Genomic DNA, 23,341 nt, shown 5'->3' with positions numbered 1-23,341 from the left:
CCGCGCCCCGCCGCGCAACGGCGCCGGATGCGGCGCCCGGGCGGGGGTCGCGTGACGACGGGGCGGCCGTCGTCACGCGACGACTACACGGAGGGGCGCTGGCGCCAGCGCTCGCCCTCCGGGGCGTCGTCGCCCGGCGCGACGACACGGGCGTAGCCGCCGCGGTGGTAGATGAGCGGGCTCGCATCCGCGCGGTGGCCGATGTCGGAGATGCGGCCGACGACGATGTGGTGGTCGCCGCCGTCGTGCACCGCCTCCACCGTGCAGTCGATCCAGATGGCGCACCCGTGCAGCACGGGGTTGCCCAGCGGCGACGACGACCAGGTGCCGTGGGCGAACTTGTCCTCGCCGCGGCGGCCGAAGGCGGCGGAGACGTCCTGCTGTTCCTCCGTCAGCACGTTGACCGCGAAGCGGCCGGTGCCCTCGATGCGCGGCCACGTCCGCGACGTGCGCATCACCGTGAACACCACCAGCGGCGGGTCGAGGCTGAGGGAGGAGAAGGACTGGCAGGCGAAGCCGACCGGGCCGGCGGCGTCCTCCGTCGCGATGATGGTGACGCCCGTGGCGAACTCGCCGAGCGCGCGGCGCACGCTCATCTCGTCCAGCCGGCGCAGCGCCTCCGGCAGCTCGCCGGCGGCGGGCGTCGCGGAGTGGCCGTCCGGCTGCGCGTCCGGTTGCCCGGCGGCCTGCCCCGGCCCGGTGACCTGCGCCGCCGCGCCGCCCGCCGCGGGGGCGGGAGCGTCGTCGGAGTGCGGGGTACCGGGGGTGTACGTCATGGCCACCAGGCTAACCGCCGGTTTTCCGCGCCGTCCAGCGGGCCCGGGCGCGGCATGCGGCGGGCACGCCGCCGGCACGCGGCGGGCACTCGGCGGGAGGCCGGAGCCCGCGCGGCGCACGGCCGGCGCACGCGCGGTCGGCGCCCCCGGCAAACGCCCGGGCCGCGCACGCCCCTCCCCCGGCCCCGCGGACCTCGCCCGACCCGGCCCGGGCGCGGGGCGCCCCGCGTAGGCTGGACAGGGTGAACGACGAAGCCGCCACCGCCCTCCGCGACGCGATCGCGCACGTCGCCGCCGCCCCGACCCTGCTGGTCGCCCTCGACTTCGACGGGACGCTGGCCGACCTGGCGGACGACCCGATGTCGGTGCGGCCCCGCCCCGGCAACCGGGAGCTGGTGGAGACGCTGGCGGAGCAGGACGGCGTCACCGTCATGCTCCTGTCGGGCCGGCAGCTGAAGGACCTGCGCTACCTGTCGGGCATGAACCCGCGGGTGCGGCTGGTCGGCAGCCACGGGGCGGAGCCGGACGACGGCATCTCCCTGTCCGCCGCGGAGTCCGCGCTGCTGGAGGCCCTCGACGTGCGGCTGCGCGACGTGCTGGCCCAGCCCGGCGCCGAGGGCGCGTGGGTGGAGAACAAGCCCGGCGCCCGCGTCCTGCACGTCCGGCCCATCGAGGACCACGTCGCGCGGCAGCGGGTCCTCGACTACGCCCGCACGCTGGCGCGGCCGGTGCCGGGGCTGCACGTCACCGACGGCAAGGACATCCTGGAGATCGCCGTCCACGACGTGACGAAGGGCAGCTTCCTCGACGCCGCCCGCCGCGACTCCGGCGTCGACGCCGTGGTGTTCGTGGGCGACGACGTCACCGACGAGACGGCGCTGCGCGTCCTGCAGCCCGGCGACCTGGGGGTGAAGGTCGGCGTTCCCGACCCGGAGCACTCCCACGCCTCCCACTTCGTGCCCGACACCGCCGCGGTGACGGTGCTGCTGCGGGACCTCCTCAACGCGCGGATGGCGGCCGCGGAGTAGCGGGGAGCGTCGTCACGCATCACCCGACCGCGGCGAGCATGCGCTCCCCGCGCGGTGCGTGACGACGGGACCCGCGCGGCCCGGTCGGCCGCGCGCGGGCCTACGCCTCGCGGGGCGGTGCGGTGGTGCGACCGGGCGCGAACTCCGTCGGCAGGATGGTGCGGGCGGGCTCGCCGGCGGCGAGGACCCGGCCGACGGTCTCGCCCTTCAGCCGGTTCGGCTGGATGACGGTGGCGACGCCGGCCAGGCGCGCGACCTCGATGCCGTCGAAGCCGGTGACCGACAGGTCCTCCGGCACCCGGATGCCGTGGTCCCCGCAGTAGCGCAGCACGCCGAGCGCCTGCGTGTCCGTCGTGCACGCCACCGCCGTGAGATCGGGGTTGGCCTCCAGCAGCTCGCGGGCGGCGTCGTAGTTCGTCTCCCGGTTGTTGAGGTGGCGGCCGACGACGGGCACGCCGTCCGGGTCGACGCCCGCGGCCTCCAGCTCCTCGAGGATCCCCTCGACGCGGCTGCGCTGGACGTGGTGGTGGGCGCCGGCGAGGTCCTCCCGCGTGACCGGTCCGTCGACCTGGCCGCGCGACAGGCGCACCGACAGCACGCCGATCCGGCGGTGGCCCAGCTCCAGCAGGTGGCGGACGGCGGGCTTCACCGCCTCCCGGTCGTCGATGCCGACGAACGGCACCGCGTCGACGTCCGCCGGCTGGTCGCAGATGACCGCGGGCAGACCACGCTGGCGGATGATCTCCAGGTACGGGTCGTCGTCGGCGACGGAGTAGACGACCATCCCGTCGACCGCCGCGCCGCGGATGAGGTCCGCTCCCCCGTCGTCGACGGCGGACGACGACGCCGGGATGATCATCAGGGACGTGCCCAGTTCCGCGCACACGTCCGCCAGGCCCGCGAGGAAGTCCACCGACGCCGGGTCCTCGAACGCGAACGTCAGCTCCTCCGTGAACAGCACGCCCAGCGCACCGGCCCGGCGGGTGCGCAGGTTGCGCGCCATCGGATCGGGCCCCGGGTACCCCTGGCGGCGGGCGACGGCGAGGATATGCTCCCGCAGCTCCGCCGACAGCTGGTCCGGGCGGTTGTAGGCGTTCGACACCGTCGTACGCGACACGCCCACCTCCGCGGCGATGGACGCCAGCGTGCCGCGGCGGCGGCGCCGGAGCGCCGGGGTGCCGGGTGCGTCTGCGTCGGGGGCGTCGGAGGGGTTCACGTCACCCAATCTATCGGACGGCCCCGGCCGCCACGCGGGCGAGGCCCGGAAAGCGCGCAGGTCGCGGACGACGGCGGCGGCGCACGCGGGGATTGCGCGCGTGCGCAGATAAACATCGCCTACCTGGAAACCATTTTCAGTTCGCCGGTAGCATCGCGGGCATGACCACCACCATCCACCGTCCCACGCTCCGCCGCAGCGCGGCGCTCCTCGCCGCCGCCGGCCTGGCCGCGGCCCTGGGCGCCTGCTCCGACGACCAGAACGCCGGCGGCGACGCCGGCACGACCGCCGCCGGGTCGGGCGGCGACGAGACCGCGAAGGTCACCGTCGTCACCTCGACCAACACGTGGTCGGACGTCGCCAACGAGGTCGTCGGCGACGCCGACGTCTCCGTCACCCCGATCATCGACTCCAACGAGGCCGACCCGCACTCCTACCAGCCGTCCGCCCAGGACATGGCGCTCATCGAGCAGGCCGACATCGTCGTCGCCGGCGGCGGCCACTACGACGTGTGGATGACGTCCGCGGCGAAGGACACCGACGCCGTCATCGTCTCCGCGCTCGCCCCCGACGAGCACGGCCACGACCACGCGCATGGCCACGACCACGACCACGCCCACGGCGAAGAGGGCCACGACCACTCGCACGACCACGGCGAAGAGGGCCACGACCACGCCCACGGCGAGGAAGGCCACGACCACGCCCACGGCCACTCCCACGGCGACTCGACCGACATCACCGCCAACGAGCACGTCTTCTACTCCACCGACGCGATCACCAAGGTCGCCGAGGAGCTGTCCAAGGCCGTGAACGAGAAGGCCGGCGAGGAGATCACCGACCCCGACGCCGTCTACGCCAAGGTCGAGGAGATCACCGAGGCCAAGCGCGAGCTCGGCCACTACCACGTCGCCCAGACCCACCCGCTGGGCGACTACATCATCCAGAACTCCGAGGTCCACGACATCACCCCGGAGGGCTTCCGCAAGGCCACGCTGAACGAGCAGGAGCCGGCCGCCGCGGACGTCAACGAGATGCTGGAGCTCATCAAGTCCGGCGACCTCGACTTCCTCATCGACTCCCCGCAGACCACCGACGCCGTCTCCGAGCGCCTCGTCGAGGCCGCCGAGGCGGAGGGCCTGCCCATCGTGAAGGTGTGGGAGACCCCGGCGAAGGGCGAGTCCTTCTTCGACCTCTACCTCAAGACCATCGAGGAGATGCAGAAGACCGGCGACGCCGCCACGAAGTAACCTGACCACGGACGCCGCGGCGCCCCGCGCCACGGCCCGCACGCCCCGGTCCGGGCCGCGCCGCGGCCGGGATCGGGGCGTCGTCATGCGCGGGCCCCGACCCGCGCGCACCCCGACCTACGGAGCACACGTGAGCGACACGACACCCGTCCTCAGCTACCGCGGCGCCGCGGTCGAGCCGCTGTGGAGCGGCCTCGACCTCGACGTCCGGCCCGGCGAGTTCATCGCCGTGCTCGGCCCCAACGGCGTCGGCAAGTCGACGCTGCTGAACGCCGCGCTGGGCACCCGCCCCCTCACCGCGGGCACCGTCGACGTCAACGGCGTCGTCGGCTACATCCCGCAGCAGCGGATGTTCGACCCCGACCTGCCGATGCGCGTGCGCGACATGGTCGGCCTGTCGCTCGACCACTCCGTCCTCCGCCGGCGCCGCACCCGGAAACGCGTCGACGAGGCGCTCGCCGCCGTCGGCGCCCGCGGCATCGCCGGCAGGCGCGTCGGCACGCTCTCCGGCGGCCAGCAGCAGCTGGTCCGCCAGGCGCAGGCCCTCATCCGCGACCCCGACGTGCTGCTGTGCGACGAGCCGCTGCTCAGCCTCGACCCCGCCGCGGAGAAGGCCGCCGTCGAGCGCCTCGACCGCCGCCGGCGGGAGCACGGCACCGCCGTCGTGTTCGTCACCCACGGCATCAACCCGATCCTGGGCTACTGCGACCGCATCCTCTACATCACCCCGCACGCCCACCGCGTCGGGCCCGTGGAGGAGATCATGACGTCGGAGACCCTCTCCGACCTGTACCGCACCGACATCGCCGTCGCGACCGTCGGCGGGAAGATGGTGGTGATCTAGATGGAGTCCCTCGACCAGTTCATCCCCCTGACCTCCGAGCTGCTCGGCGTCGGGTTCGTGCAGTCCGCGCTCATCGCGGCGGCGCTGCTGGGCATCGTCTGCGGCTTCGTCACCCCGCTGGTGGTCATGCGGCAGATGTCGTTCACCGTCCACGGCTCCTCCGAGCTGGCGCTCATGGGCGCCTCCGCCGCGCTGCTCGCGGGCGTCTCCGTCGGCGGCGGCGCCGTCGTCGGCTCCGTGCTCGCCGCGGTCATCCTCGTGCTGCTGGGCCGGCGCGGCGGGCAGGACGCCATCGTCGGCGTCGTCCTCGGCTTCGGCATGGGCCTGTCCGTGCTGTTCATCCACCTGTACCCGGGCCGCACGTCCACGGCGTTCGCCCTGCTGACCGGACAGATCGTCGGCCTGTCCGACCAGTCGGTGGTGCTGCTGGCGGTCATCGCCGCCGTCGTCGTCTCCGTCATCCTGCTGCTGTGGCGGCCGCTGGTGTTCGCCTCCGCCGACCCGGTCATGGCCGCCGCGGCCGGCGTGCCGGTGCGCACCCTCGGCGTCGTGTTCGCCGTACTGGCCGGCATGACCGCGGCGCAGGGCGTGCAGATCGTCGGCGCGCTCCTCATCACCTCCCTCATCATCACCCCGGGCGCGGCGGCCGCCCACGTGACGTCCTCGCCCGTGCGGGCCGTCGTCCTGTCGGTCGTCTTCGCCGAGATCGCCGCCGTCGGCGGCGTCATCCTGTCGCTGGCGCCGGGCGTGCCGGTGTCCGTGCCGGTGACGATGCTGAGCTTCCTCATCTACCTCGTCTGCCGCATCATCGGCGCCGTGCGCGGCCGCCGGGCGTCGAAGGACGAGGACGCCGCGCGCCGCTGGGCCGACGACCCCGGCCTCGCCGCGGGCATGGCGGGCGGGGCGGCCGCGGGCGGCGCCGCGGGCGGCGCGGCGGCCTCCCCGGGCGACACCGTGCCGGGCGCCCGCTGCACGCGCGGCACCGGCCCCGCCGCGACCTAGAACAGCGCGGCGGTGCCGCCGGCGCCGGGCGGCGCCCCGCCCCGCGCGGCGGCCTCGCGCTCCCGCAGCCACTCGATCCACGACCGGGCCGTGCGGGCCCGGCGCCGCACCGTCGCGGCCCCCAGATCCGGGCGGGCGTCCGCGATGACCGCCGCCGCGTCCTCCCCCGCCAGGATCCGGCGGAACGGCGCGTGCGCCAGCACCGCCCGGGCGACGGGGAACGACCGCTCCGACGGTGCTGCGGCCAGCAGCTCCCGGCCCGCGTCCGTGAGCTCCTGACGCCCGGGCGCCCCGCCCAGGAAGCCGAGGTAGCGCGCGGCGTTGCCGTAGTAGTCCACCTGCCGGTCGACGAAGGCGCACTCCTGGCCCAGCTCCTCCCGCGAGCCGCGGCCGTCGCCCACCGCCGCGACGAAGGCCAGCAGGCGGTCGACGGAATCCGCCTGCGGGAACGGCACGTCGTCCGGCTCGGGAGCGGCCGGCCCGGCGGCCAGGTCCGCCAGCGTCGCGTGCCGCCACGACTCCGCGGCGAACACCCAGCGCCGCTGTGCGACCAGCCGCGGCGGATCATGCCGCGAGGGGTCGTCGAACGCGAACTCCAGCAGCCGCAGCCCCGTGTCGCCGACGACGAGGTACATCGGCCGCACCGGCTTGCGGTGCTCCAGCGACAGCGAGCGCCACGGGTAGAACAGCTGGCGCAGCAGGTACGAGCCGTCGCCCTCGCGCTTGGCCTCCACCACCGCGATGGAGCCCGGACCCTCCAGCAGGGCGTCGATCTCCATCTGCGCCCGGTCGACGTCGACGGGCACGCCGTCGGCGGCGAAGGAGAACGCGCCGGTGCCGCGGCGGCCGAAGGACGTCACCGCCATCGACTCCTCCCCGGCGAAGTCCGCGAACGCCCCGGAGGCCTGCAGCAGGAACAGCGCCGCCGTCTCCGACAGGCCGCGGCCGGCGCGGACGGTCTCCAGCGACTCGTCGACGGTGAGGGGATGCGCCAGCCGCGGCGGCTCCGGCAGCTCCGCGAACATGCCGAACGGGCCGATGCGGTAACCGCCGCGGCGGGTCGGCAGGATGCCCCATCCGCGCCGCGCAAGCGCCCGCGGCAGCTGGCCGCGGTGGTCGATCTTCGCCATCAGGCGCGGCTCGCGGCCGCCGTGGCGCTTCAGCTCGTCGGCCGTGACGTCGGCGAACCCGCGGGCCCCCACGCGGGCGTCGAGCTCCAGCGCGTCGACGGCCGCCGCCCACGCGACGTCGTTCCTCGTCCCGCCAGAGCCCACGCGGCCCCCTTCCCGCCCGCGGCCTGCGACGGCGCGGGCGACGTCGTCAGTAGTTGCGGACCAGGACCTCGTCGACCTTGCCGCGGCGCGCGGCGTTGGAGTTGATGGCCCGCGACGCCCGCACCACGTCGACGCGGTAGTCCGCGTACAGGCCGCGGATGAACGGCGTCGCCGAGTTGGACAGCAGGAACCGCACGCCGCGGGCGTCCAGGTCGTCGCACGCCGCCTTCAGCGCCTCCTGCTCCGCCCGGCCGAAGCCGTCGCGGGCGTAGCCGGTGAAGTTCGCGGTGTCGCTGACGACGTCGTACGGCGGGTCCAGGTAGACCACGTCGCCGGGCTCCGCCGCGGTGCAGGACTCCGCGAAGCCGCGCACGGCCAGGTCCACGTCGGCGCCGCGGAGGTAGGCGTGCACGTCGCGCAGCCCCGCCTCGTTGACGATGTTCGGCTTCGCGTACCGCCCGTACGGGGCGTTGAACTGCCCGGCCCGGTTCACGCGGTAGAGGCCGTTGTAGCAGGTCTTGTTGAGGTACAGCATCCGCGCGGCCTTCTCCACCGCCGGGCGCTCCGCGAAGCACGCGGGGTCGCGGTCCCACGCCCGGACCTCGTAGAAGTGGTCCGGGCCGTTGGCCGCCTCGTGGCCGCGGAGGGCGCCGACGAGCGCGTCGACGTCGTCGCGGATGACCGTCAGCAGGTTGATGATCTCCACGTTGACGTCGGCGACGCGGGCGCGCGCCGGCTGCAGGTCGAACAGCACCGCGCCGCCGCCGAGGAACGGCTCGTGGTACGTCACGTCGCCGCCGGCGGCGTCGCGGGGCAGGCGGGCGCGGATCTCCGGCAGCAGCTGCCGCTTCCCGCCCGCCCACTTGATGACGGGCGCGACCATCTAGGCGCCGGCCCCCGCGCGGCCCGCGCCACCACGGCCGGAACCGCCCTGGCCCGCGGCCCGCCGCTGCCGGGCGAACTCCGACAGCGTGACGCCCGCGGCGACGGAGGCGTTGAGGGACTCCACGCCCGCGGCCATCGGGATGGACATGATGGTGTCGCACGTCTCGCGCACCAGGCGGGACAGTCCCTTGCCCTCCGAGCCGACGACCACGACGGTCGGGGTGGTGCCGTCGTAGGTGTCCAGCGTGTGGTCGCCGCCCGCGTCGAGGCCCACGACCTGGTAGCCCGCCTTCTGCAGCTGCTGCAGGGCGCGCACCATGTTCGTGGCCCGCGCCACCGGCAGCTTCGCCGCCGTGCCGGCGGAGGTCCGCCACGCGACGCCGGTCACCGCGGCGGAGCGTCGCTCCGGGATGATGACGCCGTGGCCGCCGAACGCCGCGGCGGAGCGGATGACCGCGCCGAGGTTGCGGGGGTCGGTGATGTTGTCCAGGCAGACGATGAGGCCCGGGGTCCCGGACGCCTCCGCCCGGCCCATCAGGTCCTCCACCGCCATGTAGCGGTACGGCTGGATCTCCAGGCCGATGCCCTGGTGCTGGCCGTTGCCGGTCATGCGGTCCAGCTCGTGGCGCGGGACCTCCTGCACCGGGATGCCGCGGTCGCCCGCCAGGCGCACCGCCTCCTCCAGCCGGTCGTCGTTGTCGGTGCCCAGCGCGACGATGAGCGCCTGGCCCGGCACCTTCGCCCGCAGGCACTCCACCACCGGGTTGCGGCCGACGACCAGGTCGACCGCCTCCTTCTGGTGGCGGCCCTGGTCGCGCCGCTGCTGATCCCGCTTGCGCTTGTGGGCCGCGTGGTAGACGCGGTCCTCCGCCTTCGGGGTCGGGCCCTTGCCGCGCAGCCCGCGCTTGTGGCCGCCGGTGCCCCCGGCAGCGCCCTTCTTCGTCGTCTTCCGCACCGCGCCGCGGCGCCGGGAGTTGCCCGCCATGTCCTCAGTAAACCTCTCGTCCGCTTCCTGGGTCCCGCGTCTCCGGGGACCGCCCTAGTCCTTGAGGGACCAGGTCGGCCCGTCGGCCGTGTCCGTCACCTCGATGCCGGCCTGCGTCAGCCGGTCGCGCACCGCGTCCGCCGTCGCCCAGTCCTTGTTCGCCCGCGCCTCGGTGCGGGTCTCCAGCTCGGAGCCGACCAGCACGCCGAGGGCGTGCATCGCCTTCTCCGAGCCGCCGTCGCCGCCCTGCGCCCACTTCTCCGACATCGGGTCGACGCCGAGGACCGCGGCCATCGCCCGCACCTCGCTGGCGATCCGCGCCGCCGTCTCCCGGTCGTTCGACGCCAGGGCCTGGTTGCCGCGGCGCACCGCGTTGTGGATCTCCGCCAGGGCGCGGGGCACGCCCAGGTCGTCGTCCATCGCCGCCTCGAACTCCGGGGTCCACTGCCCGACCGGCACCTCGCCCAGCGCCTTCGCGGCGCGGGCCAGGAAACCCTCGATGCGGCGGTAGCCGGCGGCGGCCTCCTGCAGCGACTCCTCCGAGTACTCCAGGACGGAGCGGTAGTGGGCGCTGCCGAGGTAGTAGCGCAGCTCCACCGGGCGCACCATCTCCAGGATGTACGGCACGGACAGGACGTTGCCCAGGGACTTGGACATCTTCTCGCCCGCCATGGTCACCCAGTGGTTGTGCATCCAGTAGTTGGCGAAGCCGTGGCCGGCGGCGTGGGACTGCGCGATCTCGTTCTCGTGGTGCGGGAACTGCAGGTCCAGGCCGCCGCAGTGGATGTCGAAGGACTCGCCCAGGTAGTACGTCGCCATCGCGGAGCACTCGAGGTGCCAGCCGGGCCGGCCCTCGCCCCACGGCGTCGGCCACGCCGGCTCGCCCGGCTTCGCCGCCTTCCACAGCGCGAAGTCGTGGGCGCCGCGCTTGCCGGGCGAGTCGGGCTCGCCCTGCTCCATCTCCTCCACCCGGTTGCCGGACAGGGAGCCGTAGTCGGAGCCCTCCGCGGCGGACCAGGCGGCGACGTCGAAGTACACGTTGCCCGCCCCGTCGTCGTACGCGAAGCCGTTGTCCATCAGCCTCTGCATGTACGCCACCATCTGGGTGACGTGACCGGTGGCGCGGGGCTCCACCGACGGCGGCAGCACGCCGAGCTGGTCGTAGGCCCAGGTAAAGTGGCGCTCGTGCGTCGACACCCACTCCCACCACGGGCGGCCGTTCTCCGCCGCCTTCGTCAGGATCTTGTCGTCGATGTCGGTGACGTTGCGGACGAACGCGACGTCCAGCCCCTTCGCCATCAGCCAGCGGCGCAGCACGTCGAACGCGACGCCGGAGCGCACGTGCCCGATGTGGGGCAGCGCCTGCGGCGTCGCGCCGCACAGGTAGATCGAGGCGTGTCCGTCGCGGATCGGCTCGAAGTCCCGGAGCGTGCGGCTGGCTGTGTCGAAGATTCGGAAAGTCACGCGCGCCAGTCTAGCGGGCGGGCCGACGCGCCCCCGCACCGCCGAACGCCGCGGGGGACCGCGGCGCGGGCCGGGGCCCGCGGGGCCGCGCGGGGACCGTCGCAAAGCACCTCACGCGATGCGCGGGCGATGCGTGACGACGAACGCCGCGCGCGGTCGCGCGCGGCGCGTCACGCCGGGCGCGGCTACGCCTCGTCGAGGTCGACGGCGCCGGCCGGGGCCTTCGCCTCCGCGGCCTCCCCCTCGCCGGAGGCGGCGCGGTGGCGCTCGATGGTCGCGTCGATGCGGTCGAAGGTCTCCGAGACCTTCTCGTCGTCGATGCCCTCGGCCAGCGCCAGCTCGCCGACCAGCACCTGGCGAGCCTTCGACAGCATGCGCTTCTCGCCGGCGGACAGGCCGCGGTCCTGGTCGCGGCGCCACAGATCGCGGACGACCTCCGCCACCTTGTTGATGTCGCCGGAGCCCAGGCGCTCCTGGTTGGCCTTGTAGCGGCGGGACCAGTTGCCCGCCTCCTCCACGTCCGTCTCGCGCAGGACGGAGAAGACCTTCAGCAGCCCCTCCTCGCCGACGACGTCGCGGACGCCGACCAGCTCGGCGTTCTTCGCCGGCACCTGGATGCTCAGATCCGACTGCAGGATCTGGAGGACGAGGTACGTCATGGTCTCACCAAACATGTCGCGCTCGATGATGTCCTCGATCTTCGCGGCCCCGTGGTGCGGGTAGACGACGGTGTCCCCAACGGCGAATTCCATGTGCTCTCCACTCCCCTTTCAGCGGCCTCCCAGTCTAACACGGGCTCGGTTCCTCCCCCCGGGGCGGCACGCGGTAGTATGAGAAGAGCCTGTGAACGCATTAAGGTGTCGTTCCATAGAAGCCCCATCCTCGACCCCGCATGGAGGACGTTCATCATGACCCTCTCCTCGGCCATCCGCCGCGGCGCCCTCGCGACCGTCGCGGCCGGCGCCGCCGTCGCCCTGACCGCGTGCTCCGCCGGCCAGCTGACCCAGACCGCCGACCAGGTCGCCGCCGTCGACGGCGCCCGCAACAGCTCCGAGGCCGTCCCGGGCGGCGTCGCCGTCCGCGACTCCCAGGTCGTCTTCGACGACTCCGAGGCCAACGCCGGCGCGGCGCTGAAGTTCACGGCCGTCAACCAGGAGCGCTCCGGCGAGGTCTACACCCTGGACTCCGTCAACGTCGAGGGCATCGGCGACGTCCAGCTCACCCGCGTCGCGGAGACCCCGACCTACGCCGCCGCCGCGCAGGGCGAGGGCGCGATCCTGCCGCGCGACTGCTCCATCGTCGTGGACTCCCCGCGCTCCATCGAGACGATGACCCCGATGGCCGACCAGAACCCGGCCTGCATCGCCTGGTTCACCGCCGAGATCCCGGCCGACACCATCGTCGGCGTCGACGGCAACGCCGCCGCGCTGAACCGCAACGTCACCTACTCCTTCTCCTCCAACGAGGGCGACAAGCAGGAGTTCACCCTCTACTCCCCGATCTCCGCGTTCATCCCGCAGGCCGGCCTGACCGACCGCACGAACGAGGACGCCGAGACCCGCGGCCTGGCCGACGTGCCGGAGGAGGCCGCGTCCCCGATCGCCCGCACCCGCGGCGAGTCGGAGGAGGTCCTCGAGGGCGTCCCGTCCGACGAGTCCAAGGGCCTGAAGACCGGCTACTCGCTGAACAACTAGTCCCCCGAGGGGCGGGAGCATGGCCAAGGGGCCGTCGTACCGGTGCACGTCCTGCGGGCACCGCGTGTCGAAGTGGGTCGGCCGATGCCCCTCCTGCGGGGAATGGGGGACCATGGAGGAGGTCGCCGTCGAGATGGCGACCTCGTCCCGGGGCTCCGGGCCGTCCGCGTCGTCCGGCGCGGGCGGCTCCGTCGTGTCCGCGGTCCGTCCCGCCCGCCCGGCCCGCCCCATCACGGGGATCGCCGAGGGGTCGGCGACCGCCGTGCCGACGGGCATCGGGGAGCTCGACCGGGTGCTGGGCCGGGGCGTCGTGCCCGGCTCGGTGCTGCTGCTGGCCGGCGAGCCCGGCGTCGGCAAGTCCACGCTCCTGCTGGAGGTGGCCTACCGGTGGGCGCGCAAGGGGGAGTCGCCCGCCCTGTACGTCACGGGCGAGGAGTCGCCCGGCCAGGTCCGGCTGCGCGCGGGGCGCACCGGGGCGCTGGACGACAACCTGCTGCTGGCCGCCGAGGGCGACGTCGGCTCCGTGCTGGGGCTGGCGGAGGAGACGCGGCCGGGGCTGCTCATCGTCGACTCCGTCCAGACCATGCAGGCCGCCGGCGTCGACGGCACCCGCGGCGGCGTCGCCCAGGCGCGCGCCGTCACCGCCGCGCTGACGTCGCTGGCGAAGAACACCGGCGTCGCCGTCCTGCTGGTCGGCCACGTCACGAAGGACGGCACGGTCGCCGGCCCCCGCGTGATGGAGCACCTCGTCGACGCGGTGCTGAGCTTCGAGGGCGACCGGCACACCGGCCTGCGGTTCCTGCGGGGGCTGAAGAACCGCTTCGGCGCCACCGACGAGGTCGGCTGCTTCGAGCAGACCTCCGACGGCATCCGGGAGGTGCCGGACCCCACGGGCCTGTTCCTCCACCACCGCGACCCGGCGCCCGGCACCGCCATCACCGTCGCCGTCGACGGCCGCCGCCCGCTGCTGGCGGAGGTGCAGGGCCTCGTCGTCGCCGGCGGGGGCGGCGGCAGCCCGCGGCGCACCGTCACGGGCCTCGACCCGCGCCGCGTGCCCATGATCGCCGCCATCCTGGAGCAGCACGGCGGCGCCGCCCAGCTGTCCCGCCTGGAGCTCTACGCCGCCACCGTCGGCGGCATGACGCTGCACGAGCCCGCCGCCGACCTCGCCGTGGCCGTCGCGCTGTCGTCGTCCATGACGGGCCGCACGGTGCGGAAGGACCTGGTCGTCCTCGGTGAGCTCGGCCTGGCCGGCGAGGTCCGCCGCGTCCCCGACGCCGCCCGCCGGCTGAAGGAGGCCGCGCGGATGGGCTTCACCCGCGCCGTCGTCCCGCCGGGCACCGACCGTGTCGACGGCATCCGCGCCGTGGAGGCCCCGACCGTCGCCGCCGCGCTCGACGCGGCGCTGGGCGGCGGCCGCGGCTCCGGAACGGGCGGCCGCGGCTCCGGCGCGAAGGCCGGGCGGCGGGCGTCGTCACGCGATACCGCGACCGACGGCGACGGTGACGGCGGATGACCGGCATCAGCGCCGACCTGCTGCGCCGCCTGGCGCCGGGCACCGGCATCCGCGACGCGCTCGACCGCATCCGCCGCGGTCGCACCGGCGCGCTCATCGTGCTGGGCCACGGCGAGGAGGTGGAGGCGCTGTGCGACGGCGGGTTCGCCTTCGACGTCGCCTTCTCCCCCACCCGCCTGCGCGAGCTGTGCAAGATGGACGGCGCCGTCGTGCTGTCCGCCGACGGCTCCCGCATCCGCCGGGCGAACGTGCACCTCACGCCCGACCGCTCCGTGCCGACGGAGGAGTCCGGCACCCGCCACCGCAGCGCAGAGCGCACCTCCGCGCAGGCCGGGGTGCCGGTCATCGCGGTGAGCCAGTCGATGGACATCGTCACCGTCTACGCCGGCGGGGCGCGGCACGTGCTGCAGGACTCCGCCGCCATCCTCGCCCGCGCCAACCAGGCGCTGGCGACCATCGAGCGCTACCGCACCCGCCTCGACGCGGAGGAGGGGCGCCTGTTCGCCGCGGAGCTCCACGGCTTCGCGTCCTCCGGCGAGGCCGCCGGGGTGCTGCGCCTGTCCGAGCTGCTGCGCCGCACGGGCGAGGCCGTCGCCCGCGACGTCCTGGAGCTCGGCAGCGACGGCCACGGGCTGGGCATGCAGCTCGACGAGCTCATCGCCGACACCGCCCGCGCCCGCCGCCTGCTGCTGCGCGACTACCTGGTCAGCGTCACCGGCGCACCGTCGGCGGACGAGGTCGCGGAGGCCGCCGCCGCATTGTCGGAGCTTGACGACGGCGACCTGGTCGGCCCCGTCGCCATCGCCCGCGTCCTCGGCTTCTCCGGCAACCCCGAGAGCCTCGCCGAGCGCGTCGACCCGCGCGGCTACCGGGCGCTCGCCCGCGTGCCGCGGATGCCGGAGCCGCTCATGGACCGGCTCGTCGACCGCTTCGTCAGCCTCTCCGGCCTCATGTCCGCCTCCCGGGTGCAGCTGGCGGAGGTGCCGGGGCTGGGCCCGATGTGGGCCGGGCACATCCGGCAGGGCCTCGATCGGCTGGCGCCGCACGCCGCGGAGGGGTCGGCGCCGCCGGCGCTGGGCTAGGCGGCGCCGGCCGCCGCACCACGCGGCGGGCGGGCCGGGGCGCCGGCGTGCGGGCCGGGGCGGGTGCCGTCGTCACGCGACACGACGCGCACCCGGGCGCGCGGCTACAGCAGGTTGAACGTGGACGCCTCGGAGTTGCGGTCGCCCAGCAGGCCGTAGACCAGGTGCGGGCCGCGCTCCGCCGGCACGCGCTCCTGCTCGGAGCACCTGCCCGGGGCGGAGGTGCGCAGGCCCCACGTCGACTCGTAGACGACCTCGCCGCGCGGCGGCACCGTCACGGTGCCGCGGCCCTCCGACTCGTGGCAGTCGACGTCGGACCACACGCGGGCGTAGTCCGCCATCGCGTACGTCTCGAACCGCACCTTGTTGGCCTCGAGGTCGACGACGCAGTCCGCGTTCGTCGGGTTGTAGACGATGAGGCTGAACGTCGGCTGGTGGTCGCCGGAGTAGCTCGGCTGGTCGGACTGCACCGTCAGCCGCAGATCGGCGAGCTCGCAGGTGTCCTTGTCGACGGTCTCCGGCGGCGGCGACGGCACCGCGTACGGCGCCGTCTCCTCGGCGGACTCCGACGCGGACGGCTCCTCCGAGCCGCCGGGCGCGGCCGTGACGGACTCGCCCTCCGGCCGCTCCTCCGTGATGGACTCCCGCGACGCCCCCGTGGCCGCCGTCCGCTCCCCGTCCCCGCCGCCGGCGGCGCAGCGCACCACCAGGACCACGGCGGCGATGAGCACGATCAGGAGGACGACCGCCGCGACGCGGCGGCGCCGGTAGATGTAGGCGGGCAGCTCCCGCCCGTCGTTGCGCCGATCGGAGTAGGTCACGTCTCCAGGGTATCCGCGACCCCGGCCAGATCCCGGTCGACGCCCCGGGCGGCGACGATTTCCGCGCCGCCGTCGGACAGCCGGTAGCGCATGCCGACGACGCCGACCTCGCCCGAGTCGATCTTCGCGCGGATCTCGGGCGAGCGGTCGATGACGTGCTTCGCGATCTCGCGGACGTGGCGGCGCTCGAAGTCCTCGATGTCCGTCTGCCCGTCGCGGCGGGCGGCGAGCAGCGACGGCGTCACCTTCTCGATGAGCACGCGCTGGAAGCCGCCGGGCAGCTCCCCTCCGTCCAGCGCCTGCTTCGCGGCCTTCACCGCGCCGCACGACTCGTGGCCGAGCACGACGACGAGGTTCACGCCGAGGCTGACGACGGCGAACTCCAGCGACGCCAGCACCGACAGATCCGTGATCTCGCCGGCGGTGCGGATGACGAAGACGTCGCCCAGGCCCTGGTCGAAGATGATCTCCACGGGGGCGCGGGAGTCCGAGCAGGCGAGCACCACCGCCTTCGGGTTCTGGCCGGCGGTGACCTTCTGGCGCCGCGCCGGATCCTGGTGCGGGTGGGCTGAATTGCCGTCCACGAAGCGGGAGTTCCCCTCCAGAAGCTCCCGGAGGACGGTGTTGGGGGTGCGACTCATGCCTTCTATTGTGGCCATGTGCCCGACATCGCCGCCCACGCGCCCGCCCGCCCTACCCCCGACCGGCTGCACCGCCGCGTCGTCGGGTGGTACCAGCGCAACGCCCGGCCGCTGCCGTGGCGCGCGCCCGGGACGACGGCCTGGGGCGTCCTGGTCAGCGAGGTCATGAGCCAGCAGACGCCCGTCGCCCGCGTCGCCCCGCGGTGGGAGGAGTGGATGGAGCGCTGGCCGGAGCCCGCCGACCTGGCGGCCGCCCCGAAGTCCGAGGTGCTGCGCGCCTGGGGCAAGCTCGGCTACCCGCGCCGCGCGCTGCGGCTGGCGGAGGCGGCGGCCGCGATCGCGGAGCGCCACGGCGGCGAGGTGCCCGACGACGTCGACGAGCTGCTCGCGCTGCCCGGCATCGGCGACTACACCGCCCGCGCCGTCGCCGCGTTCCACTACGGCCGGCCCGTGCCCGTCGTCGACGTCAACGTCCGCCGCGTGCTGCGCCGCCACCGCCAGGGCTCCTTCCTGCCCGGCGTCGCCCGCCGCGCCGACATGGACGCCGTCGCGGAGCTGCTGCCCGACGACGGCGTCGAGGGCGACGGCGCCGCCGCCGAGTTCGGCGTCGGCCTCATGGAGCTCGGCGCCCTCGTGTGCACGGCCCGCTCCCCCGAATGCGGCGCGTGCCCCGTCGCCGACGACTGCGAGTGGGTGCTGGCCGGCAGCCCCGCGCCCGACGAGGAGGAGCTGGCGGCCGCGAGGAGGCGGGTGCAGAGGTTCGAGGGCACCGACCGCCAGTGCCGCGGCCGGCTCCTCGACGTCCTGCGCGGCGCCTCCGCCCCGGTGCCCCAGGCGCGGCTGGACGAGGCGTGGCCCGACGCCCCGCAGCGCGCCCGCTGCCTGTTCTCCCTGCTGGAGGACGGGCTGGCGGAGCAGGACGACGACGGGCTGTTCCGGTTGCCGGAGTAGCGGCGGCGCGCCCGGATCGCACGCGAAACACCCGTCACGCCACCGGAGGTGACGGCCCGGCCGATGTTAGTTTTCCTTTCATGACGGAACTGCCCCGCTCCCCGCGCAACGCCGGACGCACCTCGCGGCCCGCGCGCGCCGCCCGCCGCGGCCCGCGCCCCTCCCCCACCGCCGTCCTGCCGGCCCTGCTGGTGCCCGCCATGCTCGCCGCCGCGTGCACGGCCACGGCGGGCGACGAGGTCGAGCAGGCCGCGTCGCAGACCGGGACGAAGTCCTCCGGCGCCGCCTCCCCCGCCGCGCCGGCGCCGGGCACGGTGCTGGAGTCCTCCTCCGCGCAGTCGGTGCTGCCGACGTCGTCGGAGTCGGGCATGGGCGACGCGGCCGACGGCGCAGGCGACGGGGACTCCTCCCTCCCCGGCGCCGGCTCCTCCGGTGGCGCCGCGAGCCGCTCCGAGCCGCTGCAGGTCACGCCCTTCACCTTCGCCTCGCGCGACACCCACGGCGAGCCGATGGAGGTCACCGCCGTCCGCGTCACCTCGGAGGAGGGGTGGACGGGCGAGGGTCCACGGCCGCTGCTCGTCGTCGCGCCCGGCACCTCCGGCATGGCCGACCGGTGCGCGCCGTCGAAGTCGGCGCTGGAGGGGCGGATGACGGACGCGGCGGTGGAGGAGTTCGCCGGCCGCGGCTGGACCGTCGTCCTGACGGACTACGAGGGCCTGGGCACGCCCGGCACGCACACCTACATGCTGCGGGAATCGCAGGGCCACGCGGTCCTCGACGCCGCCCGCGCGGGCCTGGCGCTCGACGGCGACGGCGCGGACCGGCCCGTCGGCATCTCCGGCTACTCGCAGGGCGGCGGCGCCGCGGCGTCGGCGGCGGAGCTCGCCCCGTCGTACGCGCCCGAGCTGGACCTGCGGGGCGTCGTCGCCGGCGCGGTGCCGGCGAACCTGGCGGAGGTCGCCGGCACCATCGACGGCTCCGTCCTGTCGGGCGCAGTGGGCTACAACATCAACGGCCTCGTCGCCGCCTACCCGGAGCTGGAGCCGCAGCTGGACCGCCTCATGAACGAGCGGGGCAAGCGGATGCTGGAGACGGTGAACGACCAGTGCGCGGCGGAGACGATGCTGCGCTTCAAGGGTCGCAAGACGGCGATGTACAGCGTCGACGGCCGCAGCCTGTCGGAGCACCTGAGGGAGAACGACGGCATCCGCGCCCGCGTCGACGAGCAGCGCATCGGACGCCTCGTCCCGGAGGCGCCGGTGTTCATGACGCACAACGTCGCCGACGACATCGTGCCGTTCGAGCAGGGCCGGCAGCTGGGCCGCGACTGGTGCGCCGCCGGCGCCGACGTCCGCTTCACGTCGATGAACGAGGACGTGGGGCCGCTCATCAACCACGGCCTCGCCTCCCGCGAGACGCGGGACGGGCAGTGGGAGTTCCTCGAGTCCTCGGTGCTGGGCGACGGACCGTCGACGCCGTCGGACTGCGGCTCCTTCTAGCGGCGTCGCCCGCTGCCGGGCGCGCCCGGCCGGTCCGACCCCCGGCCGACCCGGTCGAGACGGCCGGGCGCCGGGTCACCGTCGTCACGCGTCACCCGGCGCGCGCACCACATGCGTGACGACGGCGACGGGGCGGCCCGCATCCCATCGGATGCGGGCCGCCCCGTCGTCATGCCCGCCGGCGGCGGGCGCGTGCGGCGCGCTACCCGGCGACCGCGCGGCTCATGCGCAGCCGGCCGCCGGATGCCGGCGCGCTACTTGCGCCAGCGGCCGCGCCAGCCCAGCCCGCCGGGCAGGTTGACGTAGACGCCGCCGCGGCTGTTGAACGTCACCGGGCCGATGCGCTTCGACGCGGAGACGCCGGAGCCGGAGAAGTTCAGCCAGGAGTCGTCGCCCAGCTTCTTGCGCTTGCGGAAGAACAGTCCCATGTCCTCGCCTTTCGTGGTCGGGCGGCGGGTCTAGCCGCGCTGCTCGTCGTCGGAACCGGGCTCGCCGGACGCGTTCCCGGCCTCGTCGGCGACGGCCTCGTCGGCCGCGCCCTCGACGTCGGAGGCGCCGGCCGCGACGGTGCCGTCGGCGCCGCCCAGGGCGTCGGCCTCCGCGTCATCGCCGGCGTCGTCGGCGACGGGGCGGGTGACGAAGGTGAAGGAGGCGTCCTTGCCGTCGCCCTCGCCGTCCCAGCCGTCGACGTCGACGACGACCTCGTCGCCGATGCCGACCTGACCGTAGAGGATCTGCTCGGACAGCTTGTCCTCGATCTCGCGCTGGATGGTGCGGCGCAGCGGGCGGGCGCCGAGCACCGGGTCGAAGCCCCGCTTGGCCAGCAGGTTCTTCGCCTGGTCGGAGACGTCCAGGGCGATGCGCTTCTCCACCAGCTGGTCGCGGACGCGGGCCAGCATGAGGTCGACCATCTCGACGATCTCCTGCTGGTTCAGCTGCTTGAAGACGACGATCTCGTCGATGCGGTTGAGGAACTCGGGGCGGAAGTGCTTCTTCAGCTCGTCGTGGACCTTGTCCTTCATCCGCTCGTACTGGCCGGCCTCGTCCTGCTCGCCGACGCTGGAGAAGCCCATGCCGACGGCCTTCGAGATGTCCTTCGTGCCCAGGTTCGAGGTGAAGATGAGCACCGTGTTCTTGAAGTCCACGACCCGGCCCTGGCCGTCGGTGAGGCGGCCGTCCTCGAGCACCTGCAGGAGGGTGTTGTAGATCTCCTTGTGCGCCTTCTCGATCTCGTCGAACAGGACGACGGAGAACGGCTTGCGGCGCACCTTCTCGGTGAGCTGGCCGCCCTCGTCGTAGCCGACGTAGCCCGGAGGGGCGCCGAAGAGGCGCGAGGCCGTGAAGCGGTCGTGGAACTCGCCCATGTCGATCTGGATGAGCGCGTCGTCGTCGCCGAACAGGAACTCCGCCAGGGCCTTCGACAGCTCGGTCTTGCCGACGCCGGAGGGGCCCGCGAAGATGAACGAACCCGACGGGCGCTTCGGGTCCTTCAGGCCGGCGCGGGTGCGGCGGATGGCGCGGGAGACCGCCTTGACGGCGTCCTCCTGGCCAATGATCCGCTTGTGCAGCTCGTCCTCCATGCGCAGCAGGCGCGTGGACTCCTCCTCGGTCAGCTTGAACACCGGGATGCCGGTCCAGTTGGCCAGCACCTCCGCGATCTGCTCCTCGCCGACCTCGGTGATGGCGTCGGAGGCGCCGGAGCGCCACTTCTTCTCGCGCTCCTTGCGCTCCTCGCCCAGCTTGCGCTCGGTGTCGCGCAGGCCGGCGGCCTTCTCGAAGTCCTGCGCATCGATCGCGGCCTCCTTCTCGCGGCGCACGTCCGCGATCCGGCCGTCGATCTCCTGCAGGTCCGCGGGGGCGGTCATGCGCTTGATGCGCATGCGCGCGCCCGCCTCGTCGATGAGGTCGACGGCCTTGTCCGGCAGGAAGCGGTCGTTGATGTACCGGTCCGACAGGGTCGCGGCGGCGACGAGCGCCTTGTCCGTGATGGAGACGCGGTGGTGCTGCTCGTACTTGTCGCGCAGGCCCTTGAGGATGTCGATGGTCATGTCGACGGACGGCTCCGGCACGTTGACCGGCTGGAAGCGGCGCTCCAGGGCGGCGTCCTTCTCGATGTGCTTGCGGTACTCGTCGAGCGTGGTGGCGCCGATGGTCTGCAGCTCGCCGCGGGCCAGCTTCGGCTTGAGGATGGAGGCGGCGTCGATGGCGCCCTCCGCGGCGCCGGCGCCGACGAGGGTGTGGATCTCGTCGATGAACAGGATGATGTCGCCGCGCTGGTTGATCTCCTTGAGCACCTTCTTCATGCGCTCCTCGAAGTCGCCGCGGTAGCGGGAGCCGGCGACCATGGAGCCGAGGTCCAGGGAGTAGAGCTGCTTGTCCTTCAGCGTCTCCGGCACGCGGCCGTTGACGATGTCGAGCGCCAGGCCCTCGACGACGGCGGTCTTGCCGACGCCGGGCTCGCCGATGAGCACCGGGTTGTTCTTCGTGCGGCGCGACAGCACCTGCATGATGCGCTCGATCTCCTTCTCGCGCCCCACGACGGGGTCGAGCTTGCCCTCGCGGGCGGAGACGGTGAGGTTGCGGCCGAACTGGTCGAGGACCAGGGAGCCGGACTGCTGGCCGGCGCCGCCCTCGCCGCGGCCGCCCGCGCCGGCGCCGACCGGGCCGGCGCCGCGGGCGCCGCCGGACTCGCCGTCGGCGTCCTCGCCCTGGTAGCCGGACAGCAGCTGGATGACCTGCTGGCGGACGCGCGGCAGGTCGGCGCCGAGCTTGACCAGGACCTGGGCGGCGACGCCCTCGCCCTCGCGGATGAGGCCGAGGAGGATGTGCTCGGTGCCGATGTACTTGTGGCCGAGCTGCAGCGCCTCGCGCAGGGAGTACTCCAGCACCTTCTTGGCGCGCGGGGTGAAGGGGATGTGGCCCGACGGCGGCTGGGCGCCGCGGCCGATGATCTCCACGACCTCGCTGCGGACGGCGTCGAGGGAGATGCCCATCGACTCGAGCGCCTTGGCGGCGACGCCGTCGCCCTCGCTGATGAGGCCGAGCAGGATGTGCTCGGTGCCGATGTAGTTGTGGTTGAGCTCGCGTGCCTCGTCCTGGGCCAGGACGACGACGCGGCGGGCGCGGTCGGTGAACCTCTCGAACATCGCCATCGTTCTCCTCGTGCTCCTCGTTGGCTCGTCGAAGCAGCCGGGCCGACGGAGCGCAGCCGCCCGGTACGTCTTTGCACCGAGCTTAACGACGGCCCCCGCACGATCCTTCCCCTCCGGCGTACGCCGACAGCGAACAGCCCCGGAGCTGCGCCGATGGCGGGGATTTCACATGGTTTCCCCGGACCCAGGACCGACCGGTTTTCGGTGCGGCGAAGCCCGCGAGGCAGGGCTAGCCGTCGGCGGCGACGTCGCCGAGGTACGCGAGGATGGCCTTCACCCTGCGGTTGTCCTCCTCCGGCGGCAGGCCGAGCTTCATGAGGATCGCGGAGACGTGCTTGCCGACGGCGGCGCCCGACACCACGAGCCGCCGCGCGATGTCGGCGTTCGACAGGCCCTCGGCCATGAGCTCGAGGACCTCCCGCTCCCGCGGCGTCAGCGACGCGATGCCGGGCGAGGTCCGGGTCATGGCGCCGGCGACCTGCGGGTCGATGACGACGGCGCCGTCGGCGACCGCCCGGACGGTGCGCAGGAAGTCCGCGACGCGGCCGACGGAGTCCTTGAGCACGTAGCCGGTGCCGCCGACGCGGCCGGCGGGCTGGGTCATCTCCAGCACGGCGCGGGCGTAGGCCGGGGCGATGTACTGGGAGCAGACGACGATGCCGATGCCGGGGTGGGCGCGGCGGATCCCCGCGGCGGCGCGCAGGCCGTCGTCGGCCATGCCGGGCGGCATGCGGACGTCGGTGATGACGACGTCGGGGGCGGTGCCCGCCTCGACGAGGTCGTCGACGAGCGGCGGCAGGGACTCCGCGTCGGCGCACTGCCCGGCGACGGGGAACCCGCGGCGGGCGAGCATCGCCGCCAGGGATTCGCGCAGCAGGCCGGAGTCGTCGGCGAGGACAACGCGGACGGGGTCGGGCGTCGTGTCGGTCACGCCCGGGATCGTAGGCGCCGCGCGGCGCCCGGGGGTGGGGCGCGCCCCACCATCGGCGCCGCATGCGGAAAAGGACGCTGCCGGATTCGACATGCGCAATTGGCCATGAGTTTATCTCCGCATATATGCGATATTTCGCGCCGGAAATGCGAACGATATTCATTTCGGCGCCTGCGCGATAGATGAAAAAGCGAAATGCATGAATATCCGGCCACATTGCGCGCAAATGCCCGGGCGCATAGCATTCGGCCCATTCCCCGGCGCTCCCGCATTCGCGGGACGACGCGCCGGCGTACCCGTGCGGAGCGGACGCGCACGGGATGCTCCCGCAGG

At 74.1% G+C, this 23,341-nt stretch carries 21 protein-coding genes; 9 read left to right on the top strand and 12 right to left on the bottom strand.

Going from position 1 to position 23,341, the window contains the following annotated elements; genetic code table 11:
- Positions 1-83: 83 nt before the first annotated feature.
- Positions 84-776: a flavin reductase family protein gene (locus QQS41_RS11155; RefSeq protein WP_448852797.1), complete on the bottom strand. Its 693-nt coding sequence runs from the start codon at positions 774-776 to the stop codon at positions 84-86.
- 242 nt (positions 777-1,018) lie between these two features.
- On the opposite strand from QQS41_RS11155, the gene otsB reads away from it, so the two are divergent.
- Positions 1,019-1,804, top strand: a complete 786-nt coding sequence (otsB, locus tag QQS41_RS11150; protein WP_448852796.1) for a trehalose-phosphatase — start codon at positions 1,019-1,021, stop codon at positions 1,802-1,804.
- Positions 1,805-1,904: 100 nt separating this feature from the next.
- On the opposite strand, the gene QQS41_RS11145 is transcribed toward otsB, so the two are convergent.
- On the bottom strand, positions 1,905-3,020 hold the full coding sequence (locus QQS41_RS11145) for a LacI family DNA-binding transcriptional regulator (protein WP_448852795.1): 1,116 nt from the start codon (positions 3,018-3,020) through the stop codon (positions 1,905-1,907).
- 161 nt (positions 3,021-3,181) lie between these two features.
- Here QQS41_RS11145 and QQS41_RS11140 point away from each other — a divergent pair, with 161 nt between their 5' ends.
- The 3 genes from QQS41_RS11140 to QQS41_RS11130 all read left to right on the top strand — a co-directional run bounded on the left by QQS41_RS11140 (position 3,182) and on the right by QQS41_RS11130 (position 6,113).
- Positions 3,182-4,267: a metal ABC transporter solute-binding protein, Zn/Mn family gene (locus QQS41_RS11140; RefSeq protein ID WP_448852794.1), complete on the top strand. Its 1,086-nt coding sequence runs from the start codon at positions 3,182-3,184 to the stop codon at positions 4,265-4,267.
- A gap of 130 nt (positions 4,268-4,397) precedes the next feature.
- Complete coding sequence (locus QQS41_RS11135) at positions 4,398-5,111, top strand: metal ABC transporter ATP-binding protein (RefSeq protein ID WP_448852793.1); 714 nt, start codon at positions 4,398-4,400, stop codon at positions 5,109-5,111.
- Positions 5,112-6,113, top strand: coding sequence for a metal ABC transporter permease (locus QQS41_RS11130; RefSeq protein WP_448852792.1), 1,002 nt, complete (start codon positions 5,112-5,114; stop codon positions 6,111-6,113).
- Here QQS41_RS11130 and QQS41_RS11125 read toward each other — a convergent pair.
- From QQS41_RS11125 to QQS41_RS11105, 5 genes are all read right to left on the bottom strand, one after another.
- Positions 6,110-7,387 carry a type II restriction enzyme gene (locus QQS41_RS11125; protein ID WP_448852791.1) on the bottom strand — a complete coding sequence of 426 codons (1,278 nt, stop codon included), beginning with the start codon at positions 7,385-7,387 and terminating at the stop codon, positions 6,110-6,112. The two genes, QQS41_RS11130 and QQS41_RS11125, sit on opposite strands and share 4 nt — an antisense overlap.
- Positions 7,388-7,433: 46 nt before the next feature.
- Positions 7,434-8,270 (bottom strand): DNA adenine methylase, encoded by an 837-nt coding sequence (locus tag QQS41_RS11120; RefSeq protein WP_448852790.1) that lies wholly within the window; start codon positions 8,268-8,270, stop codon positions 7,434-7,436.
- A complete protein-coding gene (gene rlmB, locus QQS41_RS11115) occupies positions 8,271-9,257 on the bottom strand; it encodes a 23S rRNA (guanosine(2251)-2'-O)-methyltransferase RlmB (RefSeq protein ID WP_448852789.1) in 987 nt (328 codons plus the stop codon).
- Between the two features lie 54 nt (positions 9,258-9,311).
- Complete coding sequence (gene cysS, locus QQS41_RS11110) at positions 9,312-10,721, bottom strand: cysteine--tRNA ligase (RefSeq protein ID WP_448852788.1); 1,410 nt, start codon at positions 10,719-10,721, stop codon at positions 9,312-9,314.
- A 185-nt stretch (positions 10,722-10,906) separates the two neighbouring features.
- Entirely contained in the window at positions 10,907-11,473 is a 567-nt protein-coding gene (locus tag QQS41_RS11105; RefSeq protein ID WP_448852787.1) for a CarD family transcriptional regulator, read from the bottom strand.
- 156 nt (positions 11,474-11,629) lie between these two features.
- Here QQS41_RS11105 and QQS41_RS11100 point away from each other — a divergent pair, with 156 nt between their 5' ends.
- From QQS41_RS11100 to disA, 3 genes are read left to right on the top strand one after another with little or no spacing between them, the layout of a single operon-like run.
- On the top strand, positions 11,630-12,415 hold the full coding sequence (locus QQS41_RS11100) for a hypothetical protein (protein WP_448852786.1): 786 nt from the start codon (positions 11,630-11,632) through the stop codon (positions 12,413-12,415).
- 19 nt (positions 12,416-12,434) lie between these two features.
- A complete protein-coding gene (gene radA / locus QQS41_RS11095) occupies positions 12,435-13,931 on the top strand; it encodes a DNA repair protein RadA (protein ID WP_448852785.1) in 1,497 nt (498 codons plus the stop codon).
- Positions 13,928-15,013 carry a DNA integrity scanning diadenylate cyclase DisA gene (gene disA / locus QQS41_RS11090; RefSeq protein ID WP_448852784.1) on the top strand — a complete coding sequence of 362 codons (1,086 nt, stop codon included), beginning with the start codon at positions 13,928-13,930 and terminating at the stop codon, positions 15,011-15,013. Before radA ends, disA begins: the two co-directional genes overlap by 4 nt.
- A 104-nt stretch (positions 15,014-15,117) precedes the next feature.
- On the opposite strand, the gene QQS41_RS11085 is transcribed toward disA, so the two are convergent.
- On the bottom strand, positions 15,118-15,834 hold the full coding sequence (locus tag QQS41_RS11085) for a hypothetical protein (RefSeq protein WP_448852783.1): 717 nt from the start codon (positions 15,832-15,834) through the stop codon (positions 15,118-15,120).
- Positions 15,831-16,475 (bottom strand): carbonic anhydrase, encoded by a 645-nt coding sequence (locus tag QQS41_RS11080; protein WP_448852782.1) that lies wholly within the window; start codon positions 16,473-16,475, stop codon positions 15,831-15,833. Before QQS41_RS11080 ends, QQS41_RS11085 begins: the two co-directional genes overlap by 4 nt.
- Positions 16,476-16,502: 27 nt before the next feature.
- Here QQS41_RS11080 and QQS41_RS11075 point away from each other — a divergent pair, with 27 nt between their 5' ends.
- Both QQS41_RS11075 and QQS41_RS11070 read left to right on the top strand, forming a co-directional pair.
- Positions 16,503-17,426, top strand: a complete 924-nt coding sequence (locus tag QQS41_RS11075) for an A/G-specific adenine glycosylase (protein ID WP_448852899.1) — start codon at positions 16,503-16,505, stop codon at positions 17,424-17,426.
- Positions 17,427-17,506: 80 nt separating this feature from the next.
- A complete protein-coding gene (locus QQS41_RS11070) occupies positions 17,507-18,925 on the top strand; it encodes a lipase family protein (protein WP_448852781.1) in 1,419 nt (472 codons plus the stop codon).
- A 254-nt stretch (positions 18,926-19,179) separates the two neighbouring features.
- Here QQS41_RS11070 and QQS41_RS11065 read toward each other — a convergent pair whose 3' ends face one another.
- From QQS41_RS11065 to QQS41_RS11055, 3 genes are all read right to left on the bottom strand, one after another.
- Positions 19,180-19,353, bottom strand: coding sequence for a DUF4236 domain-containing protein (locus QQS41_RS11065; protein ID WP_448852780.1), 174 nt, complete (start codon positions 19,351-19,353; stop codon positions 19,180-19,182).
- A 30-nt stretch (positions 19,354-19,383) separates the two neighbouring features.
- Entirely contained in the window at positions 19,384-22,071 is a 2,688-nt protein-coding gene (locus QQS41_RS11060; RefSeq protein WP_448852779.1) for an ATP-dependent Clp protease ATP-binding subunit, read from the bottom strand.
- Positions 22,072-22,306: 235 nt separating this feature from the next.
- Positions 22,307-23,008, bottom strand: coding sequence for a response regulator transcription factor (locus QQS41_RS11055; protein WP_448852778.1), 702 nt, complete (start codon positions 23,006-23,008; stop codon positions 22,307-22,309).
- Positions 23,009-23,341 lie beyond the last annotated feature (333 nt).

It is taken from the genome of Corynebacterium sp. 335C, assembly GCF_053525695.1.
This window is presented reverse-complemented; position numbering and strand designations above follow the sequence as displayed.

Excerpts from the sequence above, each read along its gene's own strand:
- disA (WP_448852784.1), top strand. The coding sequence starts at position 13,928 with ATGACCGGCATCAGCGCCGACCTGCTGCGCCGCCTGGCGCCGGGCACC.
- QQS41_RS11070 (WP_448852781.1), top strand. The coding sequence starts at position 17,507 with ATGACGGAACTGCCCCGCTCCCCGCGCAACGCCGGACGCACCTCGCGG.
- QQS41_RS11130 (WP_448852792.1), top strand. The coding sequence starts at position 5,112 with ATGGAGTCCCTCGACCAGTTCATCCCCCTGACCTCCGAGCTGCTCGGC.
- QQS41_RS11100 (WP_448852786.1), top strand. The coding sequence starts at position 11,630 with ATGACCCTCTCCTCGGCCATCCGCCGCGGCGCCCTCGCGACCGTCGCG.
- radA (WP_448852785.1), top strand. The coding sequence starts at position 12,435 with ATGGCCAAGGGGCCGTCGTACCGGTGCACGTCCTGCGGGCACCGCGTG.
- QQS41_RS11060 (WP_448852779.1), bottom strand. The coding sequence starts at position 22,071 with ATGTTCGAGAGGTTCACCGACCGCGCCCGCCGCGTCGTCGTCCTGGCC.
- QQS41_RS11140 (WP_448852794.1), top strand. The coding sequence starts at position 3,182 with ATGACCACCACCATCCACCGTCCCACGCTCCGCCGCAGCGCGGCGCTC.
- QQS41_RS11105 (WP_448852787.1), bottom strand. The coding sequence starts at position 11,473 with ATGGAATTCGCCGTTGGGGACACCGTCGTCTACCCGCACCACGGGGCC.
- QQS41_RS11080 (WP_448852782.1), bottom strand. The coding sequence starts at position 16,475 with ATGAGTCGCACCCCCAACACCGTCCTCCGGGAGCTTCTGGAGGGGAAC.
- QQS41_RS11120 (WP_448852790.1), bottom strand. The coding sequence starts at position 8,270 with ATGGTCGCGCCCGTCATCAAGTGGGCGGGCGGGAAGCGGCAGCTGCTG.
- rlmB (WP_448852789.1), bottom strand. The coding sequence starts at position 9,257 with ATGGCGGGCAACTCCCGGCGCCGCGGCGCGGTGCGGAAGACGACGAAG.
- QQS41_RS11065 (WP_448852780.1), bottom strand. The coding sequence starts at position 19,353 with ATGGGACTGTTCTTCCGCAAGCGCAAGAAGCTGGGCGACGACTCCTGG.
- QQS41_RS11155 (WP_448852797.1), bottom strand. The coding sequence starts at position 776 with ATGACGTACACCCCCGGTACCCCGCACTCCGACGACGCTCCCGCCCCC.